Source organism: Xanthobacter sp. NM-25 (assembly GCF_022138605.1).
Classification (GTDB): Bacteria; Pseudomonadota; Alphaproteobacteria; order Rhizobiales; family Xanthobacteraceae; genus Xanthobacter.
On record NZ_JACBFS010000006.1, the window covers coordinates 36150 to 60535 of the forward strand.

Annotated in this window: 18 protein-coding genes and 1 tRNA gene; 6 read left to right on the plus strand and 13 right to left on the minus strand. The window is 67.3% G+C overall.

All coding sequences use genetic code 11. The features are described 5' to 3' along the window. Positions 1-223 precede the first annotated feature (223 nt). From ftsZ to murB, 5 genes are all read right to left on the minus strand, one after another. Positions 224-1945 carry a cell division protein FtsZ gene (gene ftsZ, locus MEU52_RS16820; protein ID WP_238123383.1) on the minus strand — a complete coding sequence of 574 codons (1722 nt, stop codon included), beginning with the start codon at positions 1943-1945 and terminating at the stop codon, positions 224-226. 89 nt (positions 1946-2034) lie between these two features. Further along, complete coding sequence (gene ftsA, locus MEU52_RS16825; protein ID WP_238123382.1) at positions 2035-3360, minus strand: cell division protein FtsA; 1326 nt, start codon at positions 3358-3360, stop codon at positions 2035-2037. Next, entirely contained in the window at positions 3357-4328 is a 972-nt protein-coding gene (locus tag MEU52_RS16830) for a cell division protein FtsQ/DivIB (protein WP_238123381.1), read from the minus strand. The genes ftsA and MEU52_RS16830 overlap by 4 nt, the downstream gene beginning before the upstream one ends. Beyond that, positions 4295-5215: a D-alanine--D-alanine ligase gene (locus tag MEU52_RS16835; protein WP_238123380.1), complete on the minus strand. Its 921-nt coding sequence runs from the start codon at positions 5213-5215 to the stop codon at positions 4295-4297. The genes MEU52_RS16830 and MEU52_RS16835 overlap by 34 nt, the downstream gene beginning before the upstream one ends. A gap of 65 nt (positions 5216-5280) precedes the next feature. Then, positions 5281-6258, minus strand: a complete 978-nt coding sequence (gene murB / locus MEU52_RS16840; RefSeq protein ID WP_238123379.1) for a UDP-N-acetylmuramate dehydrogenase — start codon at positions 6256-6258, stop codon at positions 5281-5283. Between the two features lie 178 nt (positions 6259-6436). Between murB and MEU52_RS16845 the strand changes: the two genes are divergently transcribed. Further along, complete coding sequence (locus MEU52_RS16845) at positions 6437-7114, plus strand: sulfite oxidase-like oxidoreductase (RefSeq protein WP_238123378.1); 678 nt, start codon at positions 6437-6439, stop codon at positions 7112-7114. Between the two features lie 6 nt (positions 7115-7120). Here MEU52_RS16845 and MEU52_RS16850 read toward each other — a convergent pair whose 3' ends face one another. Both MEU52_RS16850 and MEU52_RS16855 read right to left on the minus strand, forming a co-directional pair. Further along, positions 7121-8509, minus strand: coding sequence for a flavin monoamine oxidase family protein (locus MEU52_RS16850; RefSeq protein ID WP_238123377.1), 1389 nt, complete (start codon positions 8507-8509; stop codon positions 7121-7123). 144 nt (positions 8510-8653) lie between these two features. Further along, complete coding sequence (locus MEU52_RS16855) at positions 8654-9580, minus strand: polyprenyl synthetase family protein (RefSeq protein ID WP_238123376.1); 927 nt, start codon at positions 9578-9580, stop codon at positions 8654-8656. Positions 9581-9735: 155 nt separating this feature from the next. On the opposite strand from MEU52_RS16855, the gene MEU52_RS16860 reads away from it, so the two are divergent. From MEU52_RS16860 to MEU52_RS16870, 3 genes are all read left to right on the plus strand, one after another. Further along, the gene (locus tag MEU52_RS16860) at positions 9736-10395 is read left to right on the plus strand and encodes a transglycosylase domain-containing protein (RefSeq protein ID WP_238123375.1); all 660 of its coding nucleotides are present in this window, start codon (positions 9736-9738) and stop codon (positions 10393-10395) included. Positions 10396-10478: 83 nt separating this feature from the next. After that, complete coding sequence (locus MEU52_RS16865) at positions 10479-11105, plus strand: septation protein A (protein ID WP_238123374.1); 627 nt, start codon at positions 10479-10481, stop codon at positions 11103-11105. Positions 11106-11165: 60 nt separating this feature from the next. Next, positions 11166-11612, plus strand: coding sequence for an RrF2 family transcriptional regulator (locus MEU52_RS16870; RefSeq protein ID WP_238123373.1), 447 nt, complete (start codon positions 11166-11168; stop codon positions 11610-11612). A 68-nt stretch (positions 11613-11680) separates the two neighbouring features. On the opposite strand, the gene MEU52_RS16875 is transcribed toward MEU52_RS16870, so the two are convergent. From MEU52_RS16875 to MEU52_RS16885, 3 genes are read right to left on the minus strand one after another with little or no spacing between them, the layout of a single operon-like run. Then, the gene (locus MEU52_RS16875) at positions 11681-12895 is read right to left on the minus strand and encodes an ABC transporter permease (RefSeq protein ID WP_238123372.1); all 1215 of its coding nucleotides are present in this window, start codon (positions 12893-12895) and stop codon (positions 11681-11683) included. A 1-nt stretch (position 12896) separates the two neighbouring features. Then, the gene (gene rbbA / locus MEU52_RS16880) at positions 12897-15620 is read right to left on the minus strand and encodes a ribosome-associated ATPase/putative transporter RbbA (RefSeq protein WP_238123371.1); all 2724 of its coding nucleotides are present in this window, start codon (positions 15618-15620) and stop codon (positions 12897-12899) included. Continuing rightward, positions 15617-16705: an HlyD family secretion protein gene (locus tag MEU52_RS16885; RefSeq protein ID WP_238123370.1), complete on the minus strand. Its 1089-nt coding sequence runs from the start codon at positions 16703-16705 to the stop codon at positions 15617-15619. The genes rbbA and MEU52_RS16885 overlap by 4 nt, the downstream gene beginning before the upstream one ends. 528 nt (positions 16706-17233) lie before the next feature. Between MEU52_RS16885 and MEU52_RS16890 the strand changes: the two genes are divergently transcribed. After that, positions 17234-17323 (plus strand) — tRNA-Ser (locus MEU52_RS16890). A 661-nt stretch (positions 17324-17984) separates the two neighbouring features. After that, positions 17985-21407 carry an SIR2 family NAD-dependent protein deacylase gene (locus MEU52_RS16895; protein ID WP_238123369.1) on the plus strand — a complete coding sequence of 1141 codons (3423 nt, stop codon included), beginning with the start codon at positions 17985-17987 and terminating at the stop codon, positions 21405-21407. A 240-nt stretch (positions 21408-21647) separates the two neighbouring features. Here MEU52_RS16895 and MEU52_RS16900 read toward each other — a convergent pair whose 3' ends face one another. The 3 genes from MEU52_RS16900 to MEU52_RS16910 are packed head-to-tail and all read right to left on the minus strand — an operon-like array spanning position 21648 to position 24239. Further along, on the minus strand, positions 21648-22142 hold the full coding sequence (locus MEU52_RS16900; RefSeq protein ID WP_238123368.1) for a very short patch repair endonuclease: 495 nt from the start codon (positions 22140-22142) through the stop codon (positions 21648-21650). Further along, positions 22132-22713, minus strand: coding sequence for a hypothetical protein (locus MEU52_RS16905; RefSeq protein WP_238123367.1), 582 nt, complete (start codon positions 22711-22713; stop codon positions 22132-22134). The genes MEU52_RS16900 and MEU52_RS16905 overlap by 11 nt, the downstream gene beginning before the upstream one ends. Next, a complete protein-coding gene (locus MEU52_RS16910; protein ID WP_238123366.1) occupies positions 22713-24239 on the minus strand; it encodes a DNA cytosine methyltransferase in 1527 nt (508 codons plus the stop codon). Before MEU52_RS16910 ends, MEU52_RS16905 begins: the two co-directional genes overlap by 1 nt. Between the last annotated feature and the right edge of the window lie 147 nt (positions 24240-24386).

The following is a 24386-nucleotide window of genomic DNA, read 5'->3' on the forward strand; positions in this document are numbered from 1 at the left end:
CTTTCGCCCCGGTTGTCCAAAGAAACTGTCAACGCGGGGCATGTGGCCGGTGAAGATGGGCGCACCCTAGTCCTCTCGCGGCACTGCGCCAAATCACGCTTGCTTACCGCCTGTTACCAACTTCGCATCCCATTTTTTCGTTGTTTAACAAATGCTTAAGGCCAACCTTTCGGGTTGGCCTTAAGCCTGTTGTTACAGCCGTTTCGGCGGGATCAGGACCGAATCAGTTGGCCTGACGACGCAGGAAGGCGGGGATTTCGAGCTGGTCGTCCTCCTCGCCACGCTGCGGTGCGGGACGAGAGGGCACTTCCATCACCGGACGGGTCTGCGGCCGCTTGGCGAACTCCGACACGGCCTCGCCGGGATGGCCCTGCATGGCGCGGGGATCCTGAGCCCGAGGGTCCTGAGCGCGGGGCTCGAGCGGACGGCGCTCGGGGGCCCGCATGCTCGGCTGCTCACGGCGCGGCGCCTCGGCCGGCTCCTCCTCGCGGCGTCCCACGTGAGCGAGACGCTGCAGCAGGGTCATGCGCTTCTTGTCGGGCTGGGCCTGCTCCACCGGCGGCTCACCGCGCTGAGCGCGGATCTGGTTCTGCGCCGGCAGCGGCAGCTCATCCACCCGCGGCATGCGCGGCGCGCGGGGGCGCTGGCTCTGCGGCGGGATATAGGGGGCGAACTCATCTTCCTCGTGCACCGGGGCGGGGGCCGGGGCCGGCTCCGGCTCGGAGAAGAAGGACGGCTTCGGCGCGGCGGCGCGGATGGTCACGTTGTCGATGGCCACCGGCTCCTCCTCGTGCATCATGGGCTGGCCCATGCTGGCGGGGGTGCCGAAATCTTCCATGCCGATGAGATCTTCGGTGGAGATGGCGGCCACCGCGTCGCGGATCTGCGCCTCGCGGCCAGCTTCCACGGCGGCGCGGCCGGCGTTGGACATCTTGCGGCCCTGCACCTCGGCCGGCGGCTGGATCTGATCCGGGATGGAGAGCGGATCGATGCCGGTGGCCACGACGGACACGCGGATGATGCCGTCCAGCATCTCGTCGAAGGTGGCGCCCAGGATGATGTTGGCGTCGGGGTCGACTTCCTCGCGGATGCGGGTCGCCGCCTCGTCCACCTCGAACAAGGTCATGTCCTTGCCGCCGGTGATGGAGATCAGCAGGCCGCGGGCCCCCTGCATGGAGGTCTCGTCGAGCAGCGGATTGGCGATGGCGGCTTCGGCAGCCTGCAGGGCGCGCTTGTCGCCGGAGGCTTCGCCGGTGCCCATCATCGCCTTGCCCATGTCGCGCATCACGGCGCGCACGTCGGCGAAGTCGAGGTTGATGAGGCCTTCCTTCACCATCAGGTCGGTGATGCAGGCCACGCCCGAATAGAGCACCTGGTCGGCCATGGCGAAGGCATCGGCGAAGGTGGTCTTCTCATTGGCCACCCGGAACAGGTTCTGGTTCGGGATGACGATGAGGGTGTCGACGCTCTTCTGCAGCTCGGTGATGCCGTGCTCGGCCACCCGCATGCGGCGCAGGCCTTCGAAGTGGAAGGGCTTGGTGACCACACCCACGGTGAGGATGCCGAGCTCACGGGCGGCGCGGGCCACCACGGCGGCGGCGCCGGTGCCGGTGCCACCACCCATGCCGGCGGTGATGAACACCATGTGCGAGCCGGACAGGTGGTCGCGGATCTCGTCGATGACCTCTTCGGCGGCGGCGCGGCCGACTTCCGGCTGCGAGCCGGCGCCGAGGCCTTCCGTCACGGCCACACCCATCTGCACCACGCGCTCGGCCTTGGTGAGGGTGAGGGCCTGGGCATCGGTGTTCGCGACCACGAACTCGACGCCGCTGAGGCCAGAGGAAATCATGTTGTTGACGGCGTTGCCCCCGGCCCCGCCCACACCGAACACCGTGATCCGCGGACGGAGCTCACGAATGTCGGGCATCTGAAGGTTGATCGTCATATTTTCGCTCCGTCGAACCCGCTCGGCTCAGTCCGCCTCTGAATGAATCCGGTCGACCACTTTGTTACGGCTGATTTGGTTAACCATGTCTAAAAGCTGTCCTTCAGCCAGCGTCCCACGCGGCCGAAATATCCCTGGGGCTCAGCCCCAACCGCCTGCCGCCGGCGCGGCTCAAAGTGTTCCAGGCCAGCAACTTGCGGGTAGACGAGCAGGCCCGCGGTGACCGCGAACGCCGCGCCGCGCGCCGCTTCCGGCAAACGAGAAACTCCTAACGGACGACCGATGCGCACCTGCGGCCCGATCGCCCGCGCCACCAGGTCCGCCAGCCCCTGCAACTGAGCGGCGCCGCCGGTGAGAACCACCCGCCGGCCGGCGTCCCCGGCATGGCCGGAGGCCTTCAGGCGCTCTCGAATCAGCTCCACGATCTCCTCCGCCCGCGGACGGACGATGGTGACGAGGCGAGACTTGGGGATCATCTGCGGCTGGTCGCGCGAATCACCCGAGAGGGGCGGCACGGTGAGCATGTCGTGCTCGTCGGCCGAGACCGCCACCACCGCGCCGTGGAGCGCCTTCATGCGCTCGGCATCGGCGAGGCGGGCGGGCAGGCCGCGGGCCACGTCGTTGGTGATGTGCTGGCCACCCAGCGCCACCCCGTCCACATAGACGCAGTGGCCGCCGGTGACGATGGAGAAGGTGGTGGTGCCGGCGCCCATGTCGATGAGGGTGACGCCCAGCTCCATCTCGTCATCGGTGAGGGAGGAGAGGGCCGCCGCATAGGGCGCCGCCACCATGGCCTCGATGGAGAGGTGGCAGCGCTCCACGCACAGCACCAGGTTCTTGAGGGCGGTGAGATCGGCGGTGATGACGTGCATGTCGGCGCCGAGTTCCTGGCCCAGCATGCCGCACGGCTCGCCGATGCCCGCGCGCCCGTCGAGGGAATAGCCCACCGGCAGCGCGTGCATCACGGCCCGGCCATCGCCCACCGCATAGGTGGAGGCGGCCTCGAGCACCCGGCGGATGTCGAACTCCTCCACCGACGGCGCGGTGAGCCGCACCGCCGCTTCATAATGCTGGGAGGCGAGCCGCCCGCCGGAGACGCCGACCACCACGGAGGCGATCTGCACGCCGGAGGCACGCTCCGCCATGTCCACGGCCTGGCGAATGGCGAGCTCCGCCTTCGCCATGTCCACCACCGTGCCCCCCTTGATGCCATAGGCACGGGTATGGCCGATGCCCAGGACGTCGATGGAATGGGTGCGTCGGCGCAGCACGTCGGAGCCACCGCGCGGCTTCAGCTTGGCGATGGCGCACACCACCTTGCTGGTCCCGATGTCCAGCACGCCGACGATGCCGCTCTTCTTGCCGGGCAAGGGGCGCATCTTGGGAGCAAAACCCTGGGCGAGCCGGGACCTCATGCGGGGCCTCCTTTCTTGGCTTTGGACTTGGCCTTCAACGCCTCGTCGCGGGCCGCGGCGGCGGCGTCGGAGAGGCGCACCACCACCCGGTCGGGCAGCCGCAGGTCAACGATGGTGATGTCGCGGGTGAGAATCTTCTTGTCGCGGTCGAGGGCAGCGAGCTCCAGAAGCGCGCCCTCCATGCCCTTCTCCGGCAGCCGCACGTCGATGCCGTTGCGCATCTTCAGGGTCCAGCGGCGGTCCGCCACCAGAATGGCGGCCCGCACCTGCTCCTTCACCGCCGGCAGCCGCGCCAGCGAATCGACGATCTCGCCCACCCGCTTCTCGGCCCCCTCGCCCACCACGATGGGCAGGTCCACATAGCGCGGGTCGTCCGAATAAGGGGCGATGGGAATGCCGTCGCGGGCGATCACCTTGATCTCGCCATTGGCCTGCCACAGCGCGAAGGCCTGGCGCTCGTTGATGGAAATGTCGATGCGGTCGGGGAATTGCTTGCGCACGCTCGCCGCCTGGATCCAGGGCATGGCCTCCAGCCTGGCGCGCATGTCGTCGGCATTGACGAACAGGATGGAGGTGGAGGCCTTGATCCCGGCCCCCTGCAGGATCTCCGCCGGCGTCATGTGGTTGTAGCCGGAGAGATTGACCTCGCGGATCTTGAATCCCGCGAGGTTGGCCGCCGCATCGGCAATGTCCATGCCGATGCCCTTGGCCTCCTCCACGTGCTCGCCGCGCACGATACCATAGGCCGAGAAGCCGCCGATCACCGCCACCGTCAGCAGGCTGGCGCCGCGCCGACCGAGCCGGGACCCCGCCAGCCGCACGTGCAGGCGCCGCAGCAGAAGGGCGAACCGGCTGGCCGGACGCGGATCGGCCGGCAGCCTTTTGTGCCGGCCGGGCGGAACGGGCGCCCCGCGCGGCGTCTGCCGCGAGGCCCTTACCGTTCCAGCGACGCGTCCTCCACCATCCATGTCACTAGCTCACCGAATGAGATGCCCGCGTGGGCTGCCATGTCGGGCACCAGAGACGTTTCGGTCATGCCGGGCTGGGTGTTCACTTCCAGGCAGACGAGGCCAGAGGCATTCCCCTTGGACACGTCGTATCGGAAGTCCGCTCGGGACACCCCCCGGCAGCCGAGAGCTCGGTGCGCCGTTAGGCTTAACATCTGCACCTGCTCGTAAACTTCAGGTAAAATCCGCGCCGGAAGGATGTGTCTGGAGCCGCCGGGCGCGTATTTGCTCTCGTAGTCGTAAAACGGCTGGGTGGCCTCCACCTCGATTACAGCCAGGGGTTGGTCGCCCATCACCCCGCAGGTGAGCTCCATGCCGGGGATGAATTCCTCGGCCAGAAGGGTCTCGCCGAAGGCCCAATCTTCCCTGTGGAGTTCCTGGGGCGGGTGGGCCTGGCCCTCGCGCACGATGAACACGCCGATGCTGGAGCCACCCACCACGTGCTTCAGAACATAGGGTGGCTTCATCACATGGCCCTGCGCCGCCTCAGCGCGACTCACGGTGCGCCCCGCCGCCACCGGCACACCGGCGGCCGCCAGCATGATGCGGGCCTGCCCCTTGTCCATGGCCAGCGCCGAGGCGAGCACGCCCGAATGGCTGTAGGGAATGCGCAGGATCTCCAGGATGCCCTGGATAGTGCCATCCTCGCCCGGATGGCCATGCAGCACGTTCAGCGCCACGTCAGGCGCCAGGCGCGCCAGCACCTCCGCCACATCCCGCTGGACATCGACACGGGTGACCCGATAGCCGGCCCCCTCCAGCGCCGCGGCGCAGGCGGCGCCGGAGCGCAGCGAGACCTCCCGCTCGGACGACCAGCCGCCCATGAGCACCGCCACGTGTTTGGTCATTGTCTTGGTCCTGGATCTGTCAAAGTTGTGGACACCCACCATGGGGCGCGCGCCTTGCGCTTTTGCTAATCGGCGGCCGGCATGGCCAGAGGAAGGCCGATTCGCTTGATCTCCCATTGGAGATCCACCCCCGAATGCTCCCGCACCCGGCGCCGCACCTCTTCGCCCAGGGCCTCGATCTCGGCCGCTGTGGCTCCGCCCAGATTGACCAGGAAATTGGTGTGCAGCTCCGACACCTGGGCGCGGCCAAGGGTGAGGCCGCGACAGCCGGCAGCGTCCACCAGCTTCCAGGCGCTGGTGCCGGGCGGGTTCTTGAAGGTGGAACCGCCGGTGCGGCTCTTGATGGGCTGGGTGGCTTCCCGGCTTTCGGTGATCTTGGCCATCTGCGCGGCGATCTCGCCCGCATCCCCCGGCCGGCCCTCGAAGGTGGCGCGGGTGAAGATGAGATCATCCGGCGCCCCGCAATGCCGATAGGTAAAGTCCATGTCGGTGGCGGAGAGCGTCACCCGGGCGCCGGTCCGCGTCACCGCCTCGGCGCCCACGAACACGTCCTTCACCTCGCCCCCGTAGGCGCCGCCGTTCATGCGCAGGGCGCCGCCGATGGCGCCGGGAATGCCGCGCAGGAAGGCAAAGCCCTCGAGCCCCGCCTCTGCCGCCGCCCGCGCCACCTTCACGTCGGGCACGCCGGCCCCCGCGCTGATGCGCGTGCCGTCCACCGCGATGTCGGTGAAGCCCTTGGCCAGCCGCACCACCACGCCGGGCACGCCGCCATCGCGCACGATGAGGTTGGAGCCGAGGCCGATGACCGTCACCGGCACCTCCGCCGGCAGCACCGCCAGCAGGCCGGCCAGATCGTCCGCATCGGCCGGCAGGAACAGCAGCTGGGCCGGCCCGCCCACCCGGAACCAGGTGAGCTCCGCCAGCGGCGCGTTGGCGATGAGCCGGCCGCGCAGGTTCGGGACCCGGGCGCGCAGCTCGGGCACCAGATCGGCGAACGGCGCCGATCTGGTGCCCGGGTTCACCGGATGTTCCCCCACGCTCATGCGGCCAGCTCCCTTGGTTTTCCGTCCGGGTTCGGCCTGCCTGTCCCACATGGGACGGCCCAGGGCAAGGCCGGCAGCCGCATGGGAGATGCGCCGGGGAACACGGTGCCGTCACCACAGGTGAGGCAAAGGGCGGGTCGTGGCATAATGCACCGGCCCCCTCGCCAGGAACTGCCCCATGCGCGACCTCACCCCCGACGGCGCCGACCCGTCCGCCCCCACCAAGCTCACCACCAGCAAGACCCGCTGGGCGCAGGAGCGGCGCTTCCTGACCGGCCAGCCGGGCCGGCCCGCGGCGCAGCGCCTGCCCCCCGGCCAGCATCTGGTGACCGATTGGCCGGTGCTCGATCTCGGCATCCAGCCCGAAATTCCGCTGGAGGCGTTCCGGCTGGACATCACCGGCGCGGTGGAGCGCCCGCAGTCCTGGGACTGGTCCGGCTTCACCGGCCTGCCGCAGACCCGCCTCGTCAGCGACATCCATTGCGTGACCACCTGGTCGCGCTACGACAATGCCTGGGAGGGGGTCACCACCCGCGACCTTCTGGATCTGGTGGGCCCCACCGCCGAGGCCCGGGCGGTGATGCTGCGCAGCCATGACGGCTACACCACCAACCTGCCGCTGGAGGATTTCGCCGATCCGCAGGCACTGGTGGCCCATTCCTGGCAAGGCGCGCCGCTCTCCCGCGCCCATGGCGGGCCGGTGCGGCTGATCGTGCCCCACCTCTATTTCTGGAAGAGCGCCAAGTGGCTGCGCAAGATCGAGGTGATCCCCGCCGACAAGCCCGGCTTCTGGGAGCGGCGCGGCTATCACATGCGCGGCGATCCGTGGGCCGAGGAGCGCTATGCCGAAGACTGACCGCCCCTAGCCGGCCTTGCCGCCGGTGAGCAAAGTGATGGCCTGGCCGGCGGCACGCTCGCCCGACTGCCACGCCCCGGCCACCGTGCCCCACAGGCGCTCGTGGGCATGCTCACCAGCAAACAGCAGGCGGCTGGCGACCACATCGAGAAACACCCGCCGCAGGTTGCCGGCCCCCGGCATGGCGCAGGACATGGCGCCGAGGGCCAGCGGCTCCTTGGTCCAGCGGGTGTGATGCACCCGGCCGATGCGCTTGGCCGCCTCGGCCCCGAACTCGCGGGTGATCGCCTCCTCCAGGAAGGCGCGCACCCCACCAGGGGTCGCATCCGCCAGAGTGGCCGCCAGGTCACCGCCCACGTCGAGGCTGTGGAGCCGGGTGCCGGCGAGCCGCGCCTGCAGCATGTAGCCACGCCCCGCCTCGGTGCGGAAATACACCAGCTCGTCAGGCCGCAGGCCGCCGGGATTGCCCGGCCACTCGAAGCCGATATGGTCATAGGCGCCCAGCGGAATCCGCTCCACGGCGGTGCGATAGCGGGCCGGCAGATTGGGCAGAATGCGCAGCCGGCCATTCGCCAGCAGGGTGGGCGGCACGGCCACGATCACCATCCGCGCCTGCAGGGTGCCGCGATTGGTCTGCACGCTCACCCCGCGTCGGGCGTTGAGATCGACGCTGCGGGCGGCGGTGTCGAGCTGCACCGTCAGCGGCGTTGCCAGGCTCGCGATCAGCGCCCCCAGCCCCTGCCGGCAGACATCCGCCAGTTCCCGCTCCTCGGCGTGGGATACGTCGACGGTGGAGACATCGGCGAGATCGCGGCCGCGCAGGTAGGGCCCGGTGACGAAATCGGCGGATGCGGACCACGGGCCCAGATCCGGCAGCACCCGGGCCGCGGGCAGATCACGACCGGCATCGCCGGCGGCGACGATGGCCCGCTCGGCCCGGCGTACGGCGCCCACGAACCCCTCATATTCGGAATCCGTCGCTTCCTTGCCGCCCAGGTAGAGCCGGCCGGCCTCCGGCGCGCGCGCCACGTCGAAGCCGGCGACCCGCCCCAGGGTGGAGATCTCGGTGGCGGCGGGGAAATGAATGCGATTGGCCCCCAGGTCGAACGGCAGGCCGAAGATGGCGTTATCGGTGAAGGCGCGCCCGCCGACCCGGCGCCCCGCCTCGATCAGCGCATAGGTGATGCCGGCCGCCGCCAGCTTGCGCGCCGCGGCGATGCCCGCCGCGCCGGCGCCGATGATAATCACGTCGGGCTGGCTGCTCTGCCCGAGCGCGGCGGCCCCCGCCAGCGGCGCCGTCGCCAGCGCCAGGCCGCCGGCCAGAAAACGGCGACGATCCAGAATATGGCGGCGATCCGGAGATCGGGAGACGGCGCGGAGCGGGTTCACAGTCACGATGGGGCCCCTGGAGCCGGATCCGCCTCGCGGCAAGAGCGGTGCAAGCGTTTCAAGACCGGCCCGGCAACGCAGGGCGCCGCCGGCTGGCCGGCACTCTAGCATGGCCGCCCGCAGCGGAGGAACGGCCGCAGGATGATCCCCTCAGCTCTGCCGTTCCGCAACGAAATGCGCCGCCGCCGCCAGGGTCGCCCCGCGGGCGCCGAACGGCGCCAGCGCCGCCTCGGCGGTGGCCACCAGCCCGTTGAGGCGGTCCCGCGCCGCCGGCAGGCCGAGGCGCGACACCAAGGTGCCCTTGCCGGCGGCAATGTCCTTGTGCACCTTCTTGCCCATGGCTGCGGCATCGCCCTCCACGTCGAGAATGTCATCGGCGATCTGGAAGGCAGCCCCGAGCGCGCGCCCATAGGCCGTCAGCGCCGCCCGCTCCTCTGGGGAAGCCCCCGCCAGCAGACCGCCCGCCTCAGCCGAGAACAGCAGCAGCGCCCCGGTCTTCATGCTCTGCAGCCGCAGGATCTCCGCCTCCGAAAGAGCCAGGGGGGTACCGTCATCGAACCGTCCCTCGGCGGTGAGATCGAGGACCTGCCCGCCCACCATGCCGCCCAGCCCGCCCGCCCGGGCCAGAGCGCGCACCAAGGCGACCCGCACCGCTGGATCGGGATGGGCATCAGCCCCGGCCAGCAGGTCGAACGCCAGCGTCAGCAGGCCATCCCCCGCGAGAATGGCGGTGGCGACATCGAAGGCCTTGTGCACGGTCGGCCGGCCACGCCGCAGGTCGTCGTCGTCCATGGCTGGCAGATCATCATGGACCAAAGAATAGCAATGCAGGCACTCCACCGCCGCCGCAGTGGTCACCGCCGCTTCGGTGGGCAGGCCGAACAGCGCCGCGCTCTCGATCACGAGGAAGGGGCGCAGCCGCTTGCCGCCCGCGAGCGCTCCATGGCGCATGGCAGCCAGCAAACGGTCGGGACGCGCGATCTCCCCTTCCGCCGGCGTTGCGGCAAGGGCAAGGGCGAGGCGCGCCTCGGTGGCGGCGGCGGCGGCATCGAGGCGGATCGCGAGCGGCTGGGTCACGGGCGGCCTTCACACGGAATGGGACGGTGGATGGAACGCCGAGCGCCGGCGCCCCGTTGACGCAAGGCTTCCGGTGCCCCAACCAGGAGGCCAGGTCAAGGCGCGGCGCGTCAGGGCCGCTGTCGTCCTCGCGCTCCCGGACCCAAGGGTGACCGATGATCCGCTTTCTCATCCAGCTCGCCTGTGTGGCCATCGCGGTGCCCCTGGTGCTGGCGGTGCTCTACAATGTGGGCCATCCCGCCTCGACCCTGATGCTGGCCCGCATGCTGACCGGCGAGCGGGTGGAGCGGATCTGGACCCCGCTGGCCGACTTCTCCCCGGCCCTCGTGCGCACGGTGGTCGCCTCGGAGGATGCCCGCTTCTGCGTCCACCACGGCGTCGACGTGGAGGAAATGCGCAAGGTGGTGGAGAAGGCCGACGATCTCGAGGACCTGCGCGGCACCTCCACCATCACCATGCAGGTGGTGAAGAACCTGTTCCTGTGGCAACGGCCGGAAGTGCCACGCAAGATCATCGAGCTGCCCCTGGCGGTGTGGCTCGACGCGGTGATGAGCAAGCGGCGGATCCTCGAAATCTACCTCAACATCGCTGAATGGGGCCCGGACGGCACCTTCGGAGCCGAGGCGGCGGCGCAGCAGCAGTTCGGCATTGCCGCCGCGCGCATCAGCGCCGACCAGGCCGCCCGGCTGGCGGTGATGCTGCCCAACCCACAGCGCCGCAGTGCCGGCAACCCGGGCCCCGGCCTGCGCCGGCTGGCCGACCGGCTGGAGGCGCGGGTCCCCCGCGAGGGCCCCGAGCTCATCGCCTGCCTGTGACCGCCCGAACGGCCGAACCCCGCGCCTTTGCCTTGATTGTGCCGGCCATCCGCGCCACATGGGCAGCAGGAGACCTTTGCCCCATGACCGAAGCCGTCAGGCCGCCCGCCCCTTCGTCCCCCTCGGCGTCCACCCGCGCCCCTATGAGCCCGCTGCTGAAAATCGGCCTGGAGATCGGGCCCCTGGTTCTCTTCTTCGCCGCCAATGCCTATGGCGGCATCTACGCCGCCACCGGGGTGTTCATGGTGGCGACCCTGGCCTCCCTCGGGCTGATGTGGGTGCTGGCGCGCCGCATCGCGGTGATGCCGCTGGTCTCGGCGTTGGTGGTGATGGTGTTCGGCGGCCTGACTCTGTGGCTGCAGGACGACCATTTCATCAAGATGAAGCCGACCCTGGTGAATGGGGTGTTCGCGGTGCTGCTGTTCGGAGGGCTGGTGTTCAAGAAGCCCCTGCTGCCCTACGTCTTCGACGGCATGGTTCAGCTCACGGATGCGGGCTGGCGGGCGCTGACCCTTCGCTGGGGGTTGTTCTTCCTGGTGATGGCGGTGCTGAACGAGGTGGTGTGGCGCTCCTTCTCAACCGACACTTGGGTCGCCTTCAAGACCTTCGGCTATCTGCCCATGACCTTTGCCTTCGCCTTGGCCCAGGCGCCCCTGATGGCCCGGCACGACCTCAAGGCCAACACGGACGGCGCCGATGGGGCCGCGTGATCCACGCGGCCCGTTGACGCCGCCCACGCGCAGCCCCATAAGCCAAGCGGAGGGCGCCGCATGCTGACGAAAAAAGGAAAATACGGGCTGAAGGCCGCTGTGCATCTGGCGCGGCTGCCGACGGGCGGCTCCACGCAGGTGGCCGACATCGCCGAGGCCAACAACATCCCGAAGAAGTTCCTCGACGTGATCCTCGGCGAGCTGCGCAATGCCGGCTTTCTCGCCAGCAAGAAGGGCAAGCTCGGCGGCTACCGTCTGGCCAAGCCGGCGGAGGACATCCTCGTCGGCGACATGATCCGCGCCCTCGACGGCCCGCTCGCCCCCTTTCCCTGCGCCAGCCGCAATGCCTACGAGCCCTGCGAGGACTGCGACATTTCCACCTGCGAGGTGCGATTGCTGATGGTGCGGGTGCGCGATGCCATCGGCACGGTGCTCGACACCACCACCCTCGCCCAGATGCGCGACATGTCGCAGGAACAGCTGGCCTCCTTCGTCGACTACATCTGACCGGCAGCGCCGCCCCCTCGCACTTCCAGCATGCCCACACGACCACGCCAAAGGTGCGCCCGCCGCCTTCACTGCTGCGCGGCGAGGAACTTGCGGAAGCGGGCCAGCGCCACCGAGAAGAACAGCATGCCCACCACGAACGTGGCGAGGAACCGCGGCCAGACCGTCTCCATGCCGGCACCGCGATAGAGGATCGCCTGGGCGAACGCCACGAACTGGGTGGAGGGCGACACCTGCATGGTGGCCTGCAGCCATTGCGGCATGCTCTCCAGCGGGGTGAAGCCACCGGACAGCATGTTCATGGGCAGCACGGTGAGAAAGAACAGCAGTCCGAACTGCGGCATGGACCCCGACAGCGTGCCGAGGAAGATCCCGAGCGCGGCCGTGAAGAACAAATAGAGCGCGGTTCCCACCAGGAACAGCGGCACCGAGCCGGCGATCTCCATGCCCATCACCAGCTTCAGCACGACGATGATGCTGAAGGCGGTGCCCACCAGGATCACGAGGCCGTTGGCGAGGATCTTGGCCAGCATGATCTCGGAAGGGCGCACCGGCAGCACCAGCAGATGCTCCAGCGTGCCATGCTCGCGCTCACGGATGAGCGCCGCCCCGGCCAGCAGCACCGACAGCATGGTGATGTTGGTGATCAGCCCCATGGTGCCGGTGAACCAGGAGGATTCCAGCCCCTGGTTGAAGGCGATGCGGATCTTGAGCTCCACCGGCGTGGCCGTCTCCCGCGCGGTGCGCGAGACGTATTCGTTCACCTGCTGCTGGAAGATGGCCGAGATGTCGGTGGCCCCGAGGCCGGCCTGCATGAGGGCGGTGGCGTCGATCAGCAATTGCACCGAAGGCGCGCGGCCGGCCAGCACGTCCTGCTGGAAATTGGGCGGCACGTTCAGCACGAAGGTGTAGCGCGCCGCGTCCATCTCCTTGTCCACCTCATCGGGCTTCAACGCCACCGGCGGCTGGAAGCGCGGTGGCAGGAAGCCGTCGAGAATGGCGTGGGACAAAGGCGAGTTGTCCTCGTCCACCACCCCCACCGTGGCCCGGTTGAGATCGTGCTTCATGCCGTTGGCCTGGATGTAGATGGCCGCGGTGAAGGCATAGAGCACCAGCACCAGCAGCGCCCGGTCCCGCCACAGGCTGATGAGCTCCTTCTTGAACAGGTTCACCACATTAGTGATGCGTGCGGCGAGGCGCTGCCCCAGGGAGCGCCGCGGCCGCGATGGCGCCGCCATCCCACGCGCGCCGGGGCCTTCTTGCTTCACGTCCGTCGGGGCCATGTCAGCGCTCCTGCTTGCGCAAGATGAGATGGGCCAACAGCAGCAGCGCCGGCCAGAAGGCAGCGGTGGCCAGGATGAACGGCAGCAGCTCGCTGAAATCGAGGCCCTTGGTGAAGGCCCCGACGCTGATGCGCATGAAATAAGTGGTGGGGAAGAAGGTGCCCACCACCCAGGCCCCGCCTTCCAGGGTCGCCACCGGCTGCAGCAGGCCGGAGAATTGGGTGGCCGGCATCATCGTACCGATCGCCGTGCCGAACAGGGCCGCCACCTGGGTGTTGGTGAGGGTGGAGGAGACGAGCCCGATGGCGGTGGTGGCCAGCACATAGACCACCGCGCCGAGCAGCAGGCCGAGGAACGAGCCCTTGAGGGGCACCCCGAACAGCAGCAGCGCCAGCGCCACCATGACGAAGAAATTGAACACCGCCACCGCCACATAAGGCGCCTGCTTGCCGAGCAGGAATTCAAGCTTGGTCACCGGTGTCACATAAAGGTTGGTGATGGAGCCCAGCTCCTTCTCCGTCACCACCCCGAGCGCTGTCAGGATGGCGGGAATGAAGATCAGCATGAGCGCGATGACCGCCGGCACCATGGCATCAATGGAGCGGAACGACTGATTGTAGCGGTAGCGCATCTCCAGGCTGGCGGCGCTCGACAGGCTGCCGCCAGCCGCCTCGGCCATCTGCTGCAAAAACAGGAGATGCACCTGCTGCACATAGCCCTTGATGGTCTCGGCGCGGAACGGCATGGCACCGTCGATGGTCACCAGCACCTCGGTGGGCCGGCCGGAGCGCAGATCGGCGCCGAACTTGGGCGGCAGCTCGATGGCGAAGGCGATGTCGTTGGCTTTCAGTCGCCGGTCCAGATCCTCAGGACTGGTGATGGGGGCCTCGACCACGAAATAGGTGGAGTGGGCGAAGCCGTCGATATAGGCGCGGCTTTCCGCGGTCTGGTCGCGATCGAGCACAGCAAAGCGCAGCTTGTCCACGTCGAGCGTGATGCCGTAGCCGAAGATGATCATCAAGATGGCGGTGCCCACCAGCGCGAAGGCGAGCCGCACCGGATCACGCCGCAGCTCCAGGGCCTCGCGCCATGCATAGGCGCCGAGCCGCGCCCAGGAGAAGCCACTCGGGCGGGCATGCCCTGCCTGCGGCGGCGGCAGGCGGGCGTCATTCGCCGCCTCGCGGCCTCCCATCTCCATGTAAGCGATGAAGGCTTCCTCAAGGGACGCCGACTGCTTGGCCGCCTTCAGCGCGTCGGGGGCCCCGGTGGCGATCACCCGGCCCGCATGCATGAAGGAGATGCGGTCACACCGCTCCGCCTCGCCCATGAAATGGGTGGAGACGAAGATCGTCACCCCTTCCTGCCGCGACAGACGCTGCAGGTGGTCCCAAAAATTGTCGCGCGCCACCGGGTCGACGCCCGATGTGGGCTCGTCGAGGATCAGCAGCTCGGGATCATGCAGGATCGCCACCGCCAGGGACAGGCGCTGGCGCACCCCCAGCGGCAAGCCCTCCGACAGATCATCGAGATGATCGGCCAGGTCGAAATCGGCCACCAGCTTGGCGATGCGGGCGCCGGCCGCCGGCTCGAGCAGTGAAAACAGGCGAGCGTGCAGCTCCAGATTCTGCCGGACGGTCAGCTCGCCATAGAGAGAAAAGGCCTGGGACATGTAGCCCACGCGCCGGCGGCTCTCGATGTCGGACGGGTCGACCGGCACCCCGAACAGCAGCGCTTCGCCCTCGCTGGCCGGCAAGAGGCCGGTGAGCATCTTCATGGTGGTGGACTTGCCGCAGCCGTTGGAGCCGAGAAAGCCGAAGATCTCGCCCCGGCGGATCTTGAAGCTCACATGGTCCACCGCCACGAAATCCCCGAACCGCCGGGTGAGGCCCCGGGATTCGATGGCGATGGGCGCATCGTCCGCCAGCGGCGCCACCGGGCCGGAGCCCTCGCCATCGCCCCGCCGGTCCTCTGGCAGCAGCGAGATGAAGGCCCGTTCCAGGCTGGGCTGGCCGGTGGCGGTCAGCAGTTCCGCCGGCGTATCGTCCGCCAGCAGGCGGCCGGCATCCACCATCACCACGCGCTCGAAGCGCGCCGCCTCTTCCATGTCGGAGGTGGCCACCAGAAGTGTCAGCTGGGGCCGGTCGGCCCGAATGCTGTCGACGAAATCCCAGAACTGGCGCCGCGAGAGCGGATCGACGCCGGTGGTGGGCTCGTCGAGGATCAGCAGATCCGGATCGTGCACCAGCGCGCAGCACAGGCCGAGCTTCTGCTTCATGCCACCCGACAGCTTGCGCATGAGCCGGCCGGCGAATGGGGTGAGGCCTGTCGCCTCCAGCAGCGGCGCCACCCGCGCGCCCTTGGCGTCGGCATTCTCACCAAACAGGCGGGCGAAGAAAGCGATGTTCTCCGCCACCGTCAGGTTGGGATAGAGGTTGCGCCCCAGGCCCTGGGGCATGAAGGCCACCCGCGGCTGCACAAGATCACGGGCCCGGCGCTGAGCGAGGTCCGCCCCCAGCACCTCAACCTGCCCCTGCTGGATGCGCTTGGCGCCCGAGATCAGGCCAAGCAAGGTGGATTTGCCCACCCCGTCGGGCCCCACGAGAGCCACGGCGGCGCCTTCGGCGATCTCCAGATCAATGCCGTCCACGGCCAGGGTCTTGCCGTAGCGATGGTGCACCCCGGCCAGCCGAACGGCGGCGGGGCGCAGCCCGGATGCCGGGCTCACTTGTCGGCCTTCCCGTCGGCCTTCCCGTCCGCAGCGCCGTTCGCCGGCGGCACGACGATGGCCTTGCCGCCCTCATCCGGCACCGCTCCCGCGCCTTCGGCCTGCTGCACCAGATCGGAGTCCAGCCACGCCGGCCACGGAGCGTTGGCGTCGATCCGCACATAGCCGACACCAGTCACGCCGGTCTTCACCTGGTCGAGATACTTCTCCACCAGCACCTGCGGCACCCGCAGCTTGGCGCGGAACATCATGCGGTCGCGCTCGCTCTGGGTCTCCACCTGCTTCGGCGTGAACTGGGCGCGGGCGGACACGAATGAGACGTTGGCCGGCACCGCCCGATCGGGCAGCGGCTCCAGCAGCAGCCGCGCCTGCGACCCGAGCGCCAGGTGGCCGGCCGCGGACGCGGGCAGGAAGATGGTCATGTAGACGTTCGAGAGGTCGAGCAACGTCAGCACCTTGCCGCCCGCGGCCAGCACCTCGCCCGGCTCGGCCAGACGATAGATGACGCGGCCCGTCTTGGGCGCCACCAGCGTGCCGTCCTCCACCAGCCGCGTCAGCCGCTCCACCTCCGCCTGAGCCGCGCGGATGGCCGAATCACTGGCCGCGAGGCTGCTTTCCGCCGCCGCCAACGCCGCCTCGGCGGTGAGCTTCGTCGTGCGGTATTGATCCACCTTCTGAACGGTGGTGAAGCCGCTGGCCACCAGGGTGGTCTGCCGCTCCAGCTCCTTGGTGGCGAGATCGAGCTCGCTCTTGCGCTGCTCGACGATATGGGCCGCCTCGTCGCGCGACTTGATGGCCTGCGTCTCGCGCGCCTGGGCGGTGCGCAACGCGGCGGCGGTGTCGGCCACATCCATGTGGGCCACCACCTGGCCTTCGCGGACGAAGTCGCCCTCCTCCACCAGAACATCGATGATCCGACCGGCGGCCTTGGTCGCCACGTCCACTTCGGTGGCCTCGATCCGGCCATTGCCCGAGGCAAAGCCCGCTGGCAGGGTGCGGGCGCGGGATGCGAGGTAATAGGCGCCAGCGCCACCGATGGCGACCACGATCAGAAGGGCGGAAACGATGAAAACAGTCCGCTTCATCGGCGGGGGACCTCCAAAAGACCAGCGACAACCCTGTGCACGGCAGGGTGCGATCGAAGTTCGCCCCCCGAGCTCCGATCGCATTTTGATGCGCCCCCTTCATCCCACACTCTAGGGAGGTGCCGCAATGCGGCATGCGCGAACTTCAGCCGGAACCCCGTCGCTCCACGAAGACAGCCCCACCGCAAGGGCGCGGCGCCACAACGGGGCCCGTGCGCGGACACAGCTGTTCTTGGGGCCGTGCATCCGAACCCGGCCTTGCCACCTGCGGCCGCCCCACCGACCGGCGCGCAACGGGTTAGACGCGGCCCTTTCGACGGATCGTCCCGCCACGCGGACAGCACCGGCCGTGGCTTCGGCAGGCCCGGCCGCGCGGCCGCCGGACCCGCACCGCGGCCACGGGCTGCAACGCCAAAGAGGAAGATGCGCAGTTCGGGGATAGCCCATCAAGAGCGCTTGCCCGAACGGCTCCGGTCCGCTAGAAGCCCCGAACCACGATCGCGCGTCGCCCCGGCGACGTCCCTCTGCGGAGAGGTGGCAGAGTGGTCGAATGCACCGCACTCGAAATGCGGCATGGGCGCAAGTCCATCGGGGGTTCGAATCCCCCCCTCTCCGCCATTCTATCTGCCTTATGTGGCTGGTATTTAAGAAAAATTTCGTCCCGGGAAAATGGTTGCCCCAGCATCTGCCCCAGCGCGATCGTCGGCTTTCGGCGGATATGTACGGACGAGCTGAACTTCAGCTGGATCGATTCTGGATGCTCTTGGGTAACGTCGAATCTCGAGGGATCAGACTGACCCGTTCTTCTCGTCTTGTACCAAAGCTGGGTCAGTAACGGTATCCGAATGGCCGGCGGCCTTGAAAGGCCAAGTCTTCGCTACGGTTCTTTCCCTCCGGACCCGAAGCGGACGACGCTCGGTGTCTTGCTAACTCGGCGCAGTTCACCCCGACGTCGCCGATGATCGGCCCATGGGCCTAAACAGACGGGCGACCAACATATGGGTGAGGTGAGAGAAATGGGATATTATATTCCATGAAGGACACCCTACTCGATCCTAACGCTGCCTTGCCAACCTTAGACACTTGCATGCCTTCTTCCGATCCTTTGGCCGATTTGCCCGACCGTCCGGCGTTAGAGCAGCTTAGCCGGGCGCTATGGCAGCGCGGGACCTTACGCGGAGCGGCTGTCCTCGTCGGTGCCGGCGTCAGCCGCGGTGGGGTGCGGCTTCTCTCCGACGACGCCCCGCCTCCGCCCTTATGGTCTGATCTCGCAGACGACATGGCGCGCGAACTTTACGGTGAGCACAGCGCGAATGCGCCGAGGGACCCTCTGCGTCTTGCAGAGGAGTTTCGTGCCGGCCTTGGTGACGCGGCGCTGACGGACTTTCTGCGCCGCCGCATCCGCGACGACGCCTTCGAGCCGGGACAGATCCATCGCGACTTGCTCGACCTGCCTTGGGCTGACGTGTTGACCACGAACTATGACACGCTGCTCGAGCGCGCGGAGCCGGGCTCGCGGCGCAGCTACGATCTCGTTCTGACGGAAAACGACCTGCCCCACGCCCGGGGTGCGCGAATTATCAAGTTGCACGGCTCGCTGCGGGATGGGGCGGGCGTCGTGATCTCAGAAGAGGACTACCGGACTTACCCGCAGCGCCAAGCGGCGTTCGTGAACACGGCGCGGCAGGTGTTCATCGAAAACGAGTTGTGTCTGCTCGGCTTCTCGGGCGATGACCCAAACTTCCTTCAGTGGGCCGGGTGGGTGCGCGACCGGTTGAGCAGCCGCGCCCGGCGCATCTACCTCGTCGGCGCACTCGACCTCCCGCCCGTCAAGCGGCGCTTGCTGGAGGCGCACGGAGTTGCGCCGATCGACCTTGCCCCGGCAGTAAGGAACGAGCGGGCCGATCAGCGCCATACGGCTGCGATTTCCATGTTTCTCGCGCACCTCAAGGCCGCCCGGCCTGCGGAGCCGGACGATTGGAAGCCCGCATCGTATCAGGATTATCCAAGCTTGCGTGCCGGAGACCACAATGCGTGGTTCCGCAACTTGCGAAATCCTGAGAAGGTCGTCGAAGCGTTCCGTGCGGCGTTGGTGATCTGGCAAAAGGACCGGCGGATGTGCCCGAGGTGGCTGGTCTGCCCCCCCAACGTGCGTCTTTTGCTCCAGCATGGGACAGATGCCGTCGATAGTCTTTCGCTCGCCCTGGACACCTTGACCGTGAACGAGCGTCGGGACGCGCTGCTGGAGCTGGCTTGGCGCTACGATCGCGGAGTACGTCCGCTTCCACCGTGGCTGGCTGAACGCATGGAGGCGATTTTGACGCCCGAGGCGTTGGCCGAGGCCGAGCCGGAGTTAGTGCGCTCGCTCGCCCGAGCCCTGCTGGGTGCAGCGCGTGTGGCTGATGACGAAGCGGCACTCGCGACGCGCGCAGCGCGCCTCGAATCGTTTGCCGCGCCCGGCGATTTGCCCGCCCTCATCGCGGACGAGCGCTGCCTTTTCGCGCGCGACCGGCTCGATTTCGCGTTCGTGGCGGAAAACGCGAATAAGGTCGAGGGCGACGATCCCGTTTGGAGTCTGCGGCGGGCGGCATTGCTCTATTGGGTCGGGGAGGCGGAGGAGGCTCTGCGAACTATTGGCGCGGCGGTCCGGGAGTTGCGATCGCGGGTTTTGCGGAATCCGGACAGTGTAGCGCTTCGTTCGCGTTTGGCGTGGGCAAAGACGTTGGCTGATGCACTGCGCTGGGAGGACAAGGGCATTCTTCTTGCTGAATTGGACGACCTGGATCGCCTGGCGCTACGCAATTACGACCCCTGGGCGCAGTTGCGCGCGCTCGACGCCGAGGTCGATGATGGGCTCCGCAAGCGCTTGGAAGCGAGGCAGATCGAGCCCGGCTTTGAGGTGGGAACTTACAGAGACAACGGTAACACTGTCACCTTTAGTAACTCCGCGGAGGTCACGCCGTTTGGCGAGTTGCGCCACGTTGCCGAGCGGGCTGGATTGCCGATCCGTACGCGGCACGTGAACGTGCTTGGCACCAATCTTGCCGATGCGCTCCGGCTCGTCTTCGAGCCGACTGTGGCGTGGCACTCTGCGTTTCTTACGACAAAACCGAATTACTCTAAGGGGCCGATCGACATCCATCTTGGTCGCATTCCCGTCGCCCGTCTTGATGCGGATACGATCGCCGAGCTTCGGGAGCGGCTTGAACGCGCGGTCATCTTCTGGCGGGCGCGCGTTCGCAAGGGAACCAACGACTCAGACGACGTTGGCGTACTGCGCCTCTACGTCGAGGCGCTGTCCCGCGTGACGGCGCGCGACGACACTGACACCGCCAAAGCGCACGCTCGCCTCGCGGTAGAACTCGGAAGCGATGAAGGGCTGAAGCATTGGTGGCTAAACGAACCGATCAGCCACCTACTAAAACGCGCAGTCGCTGCCGTGCCCCCCGGCGAGCGCAGTGAGTTGTCATCGGAACTTTTGCGCTTTCCCCTGGCTGCGGAGCGAGACGCCGGCGGTCCATCGAGGTCCTGGTACGACCCGGCTCCGGATGCCTACCGCTTCATCCGCCGAAGCGGGAATGAGGCTATCTTCGACGCTCGCGTAGCCGCGTTCCTTCACCATCTGGCACCCGGTGCACCCTCTCGACCTGAGGCTGCCGTACGCCTGCTTGAGCTGCACGAAAATGGGCAGTTGACGGATGACCAGATTTCGTCATTTGCCGACGGACTTTGGAAAGACGTTCCACTGGACAACAACGCGTTGCCCGAGAGTACGAATCTGCTCTTGCATGCTTTCCTGATTGCACCCGCTCCATTTCACATAGACGCTCGTGCGCGTGTCTATGCGCACCTTTTCGGACCTGGTGAAGGAGCGGATCCGGTCCACCTGGTAAGTGCGGCCACGGGTCGAAAGCCTTACATACAGCCAAGCGAAGCGGACGCGGTCCGACTGTTCCGCAATGTGACCGGCTGGCGTCCAAAAGCGCTCGATCCCGACACCATCCACGATGTCTTCGCTCGTTCGGTGCTCGGGGAAGGGGACCAGATGATGGCCTCCGTCCTTGGCATCGTGGCCGCGCCCGCGCTTGCCCGGCATGATCGCACGGTTGAGCGGGCTGAGGCCGCGCTGACCTTTCTGGATGAGACAGGCCTGCTGGAAGCCCTCTCCGCTTTGCCCGTTTTCTACGGTCTGGACGCGGACATCGATCGCCGGATCGAGCACGCCTTTCGTCGGCCGCTTGCGAGCGGCGACCGCCGTGCTACACCCACCGCTGTCAACGCACTTGACCGGTGGCTGCGCCTATCCGAAACCGATCAGGCGTTACCCTTGCCCGATGTCCTGCGCGATCAGGCGCTTCGGGTGCTGGAGCGGGGGCGGATCGGCGGACTGCCCCATCTCATCTATCTCGCGCGTCGCCTGATCGAGGCGGGCTGCTGCGGTATTCCTGAACTCGATCGGATTACCGAAGTGCTCGATGAACTCCGCGAGACGACGGATTACGGTCCGCCCGATGGCGACGCGGATATTGAGTCCGAGCGGGTCGTTTCCTTACCCCTTGTCCGCGCTGAGTGCGTTCGCCTGGCACGAGCGCTGGAGGGGAAGGGAGTGACAACCGAGCCGGTCCATGCGTGGCGTGACCTCGCCGCCCACGACCCACTTCCCGAAGTTCGCAATGCCGTGCGTGAGGTGAAGGACGAATGACGTTTCTGTTCTGGGCTTAGCCACGGCGCAAGGGCCTGTAGCGTGTTCACCGGACATGCCCATCGCGCACATTTAGGGAACCAATCGGTGCCGTCTATTCCGATTTCCGCTTCTGGCCATGCTTACCCCTCGACGGCCCTTTCAGGGACATCGCGCTTTGCGACCTATAATGGTCGTTCTGCCCATCCATCAACGATCCAGTAAGCGCTTATTCGCTGAGGTGGGGTAGCCAGCCGGTCCTTAATGTCCGTCTGCGGTAATGTGCTGGTCTTCATGTCGTGATCCCGTTTCCCCCACCTCTTCGAACCCGGCATCCCCTTGGATGAACGCGGCCATCCGCTCACTCAGCTCCATTGGCGTCAGTCGGTGCTTCCCGCGGAGCGCGCATTCCCATACCCAGAGGCTCCGCCAGCCCGCCGCACGCAGGCCGGTAACCGCCGCCTCATCACGGTAGCGGTTGCCCGCGATTTTGGATGACCAGAAGTCCGTCCGGGTCGCGGGCATGCGGAACAGCGAACAGCCATGCCCGTGCCAGAAACAGCCATGGACGAAAATCGCTGTCCGATAACGGGGCAGGATGATATCGGGGCGGCCCGGGAGATCACGGCGATGCAGCCGAAACCTGAAGCCCGCATGATGCAACAGTCTGCGCACCGTCATTTCGGGCCACGTATCCTTCGCGCGCACCCGGCTCATGTTGAGTCGCCGCTGGTCCGGCGTCAGCTTATCGACCATCGCTCCCGGCCGCCTGATTCGGGGCGGCGGCATCCTCATCCGCCGGCGGCACCCCGACAGCGAGATCCGCGGGTACCGCCGGGAAGGCGGCGCTGAGCGCGGTAAACGCGTCCGAGCCTGCAGTCACCATCGCGACACTGTCCCTGAACTCATCTTTGAGGCTGGCGACGATGCCGGCGTGCAGCAGCCGTTCGCGTTGCCGCCCGATGAAGGTCATCAGGATCGGTGCATCGCCGTCGTTGCCGGCGATCGAGCGCAAAAGTACGAAATCCTTGCTGTCGAGAAACGCGCAGGCATTCGCGGTGATCTTGCGACCGCCGAGCCGCCAGTTTCTGCCGACCTTACCAATGTTGCGCCGCTCGCGGTTGCCATAACCGCCATAGACGCAGATCAGATCGAGATCGGAGCCGCCGCCGATGAACAGGCGCTCGCTCAGCAGGCGGCGCGCGACAGGGGTGGTAAGTGCGATCGCGCGCTGTTTGCTCGTCGCGCTCAGGCGGTGCATCGAGAAAATGCCGAGATCAGATTCGGCGAGTGAGCGGACGACGATGATCTCGTCGCGCTTCGCCATCAACGGCCAGCTCCAGCGGTTCGGGGCTCTCCGGCCTCGGCTTCCGTTTCCGCAATTTCACCGAGCAGTTGGCGGCGCAGCGTCGCCGCGACTGCTCTGGCGAGCAGGGGTGGTACGGCATTGCCGATTTGGCGGAAAGCTGGGTTCATCGTGCCGGCGAAGCGGAAACCGTCCGGGAAAGACTGCAGCCGGGCCGCCTCGCGCACCGAAATCGGCCGAGCCTGTCGACTGTCGTAATGGATATGGCTGTAGCTGTCCTTGCCGAGATGGGCGAGCAGCGTCCTCGCCGGCGTTGACGCTTCCATCTTGCGCCATTTGTTCGGGAACTTGCCGGCATCATAGGGCGGCACAAATTTAGCCTTGAGCGCCTTCCACGCCTCGCTGTCCTCTCTGGGACATTCGCCTTCGGCTTCGAGCCGGTTGAGCTCTGCTTTGAACAGGCTCAATGCATGACGGTGCGCCTCGGGATACTGGTCGCCCGGCTGAAGTCCGGCGAAGATCCGATAGTCCCGTGGGAGATAGCGGATGACATGGTCGCGGACATACGAGCCGCCTTCGAAGCCTTTCCAGCCGCGCATAAGTGTCACATAGTCATGCTGGCAGTCGTGCCCGCCATAGGGCAGGCTCGCATCGAGCCTGCGGGTGCCGCGGCGCAGCTCGCCCGCCGCCAGCAGTTCGCGCGCGAAGATTTCAGGAAGGTCGCTGATCGCCTGTTCCGTGGTAATCGCTGCGGGCAGGCTCTCATCGGCGTCCGGCGCAGCTTTATACGCGCTCCCGCCCGTAGCAAGCGTCAGCAAATCACGGCCGGTCGCCAGCTTGAGTGCGACCGCGCGTGAGCCCTGATAGCCTGACGGGAGATCGACCCAGTGGGTCGGCGCGGGAAAGTCGACATCGTCAGCAATCTCTTCACGGATCGCGATCAGGATCATCCGCTCGCGCATCTGCGGGACGCCATAGAAAGCGGCATTGAGCAGCGTGTAGCGCACGACATAGCCCTTTGCGGTGAGGATCTCACCGATCTCGGCCGCCAGATTATGCCCTCCATGATTGAGCATGTCGGGGACATTCTCGATCACCACGGCCAGTGGTGCGCAGACTTCAACATAGCTCAGATATTCGATGTAAAGCCGCGCGCGCGGATCATGGCGAAACGCTTCGGGATGTTCGGCGATCTCGCGTAGCTTCGACCGGCCGACACGAGCGAATGCCTGACAGGGTGGGCCGCCGACGATGACGTCAAACGCCCCTGACGCCGGTCCGAGCCCGAGTGCCCCGGCCAGATCATCGGGCGAGGTCGCGGTAATGTCGCGCGCAATGCTGTGCCGGTCTTCGCCGCCATGGAAATTGAGGCCATGCGATCGCGCCGCATCGGGGTCATTCTCGACCGCCGCGACGATCTCGTAGCCCGCCGCCTGAAACCCCAGCGAAATGCCGCCGCAGCCGGAAAACAGGTCGAGCACCCTCGGCTTCATGCCGGCGCGCAGGCGCTGAATCTTCTGCCGGATCAGTTTCGGATCGGCGTTCACGGCCGGTCAGTCCCGAGCGGCAGTTCGGGCCGGCCGGTTCGCGTCGATAGATAATGGAGAACCGCCTGTCGGATCACCCAGGCCGACGATACGTCATTGGCCACCACGACAGTCTGCGCCCGACGGTGGACGCGCTCGGGCAGCAGC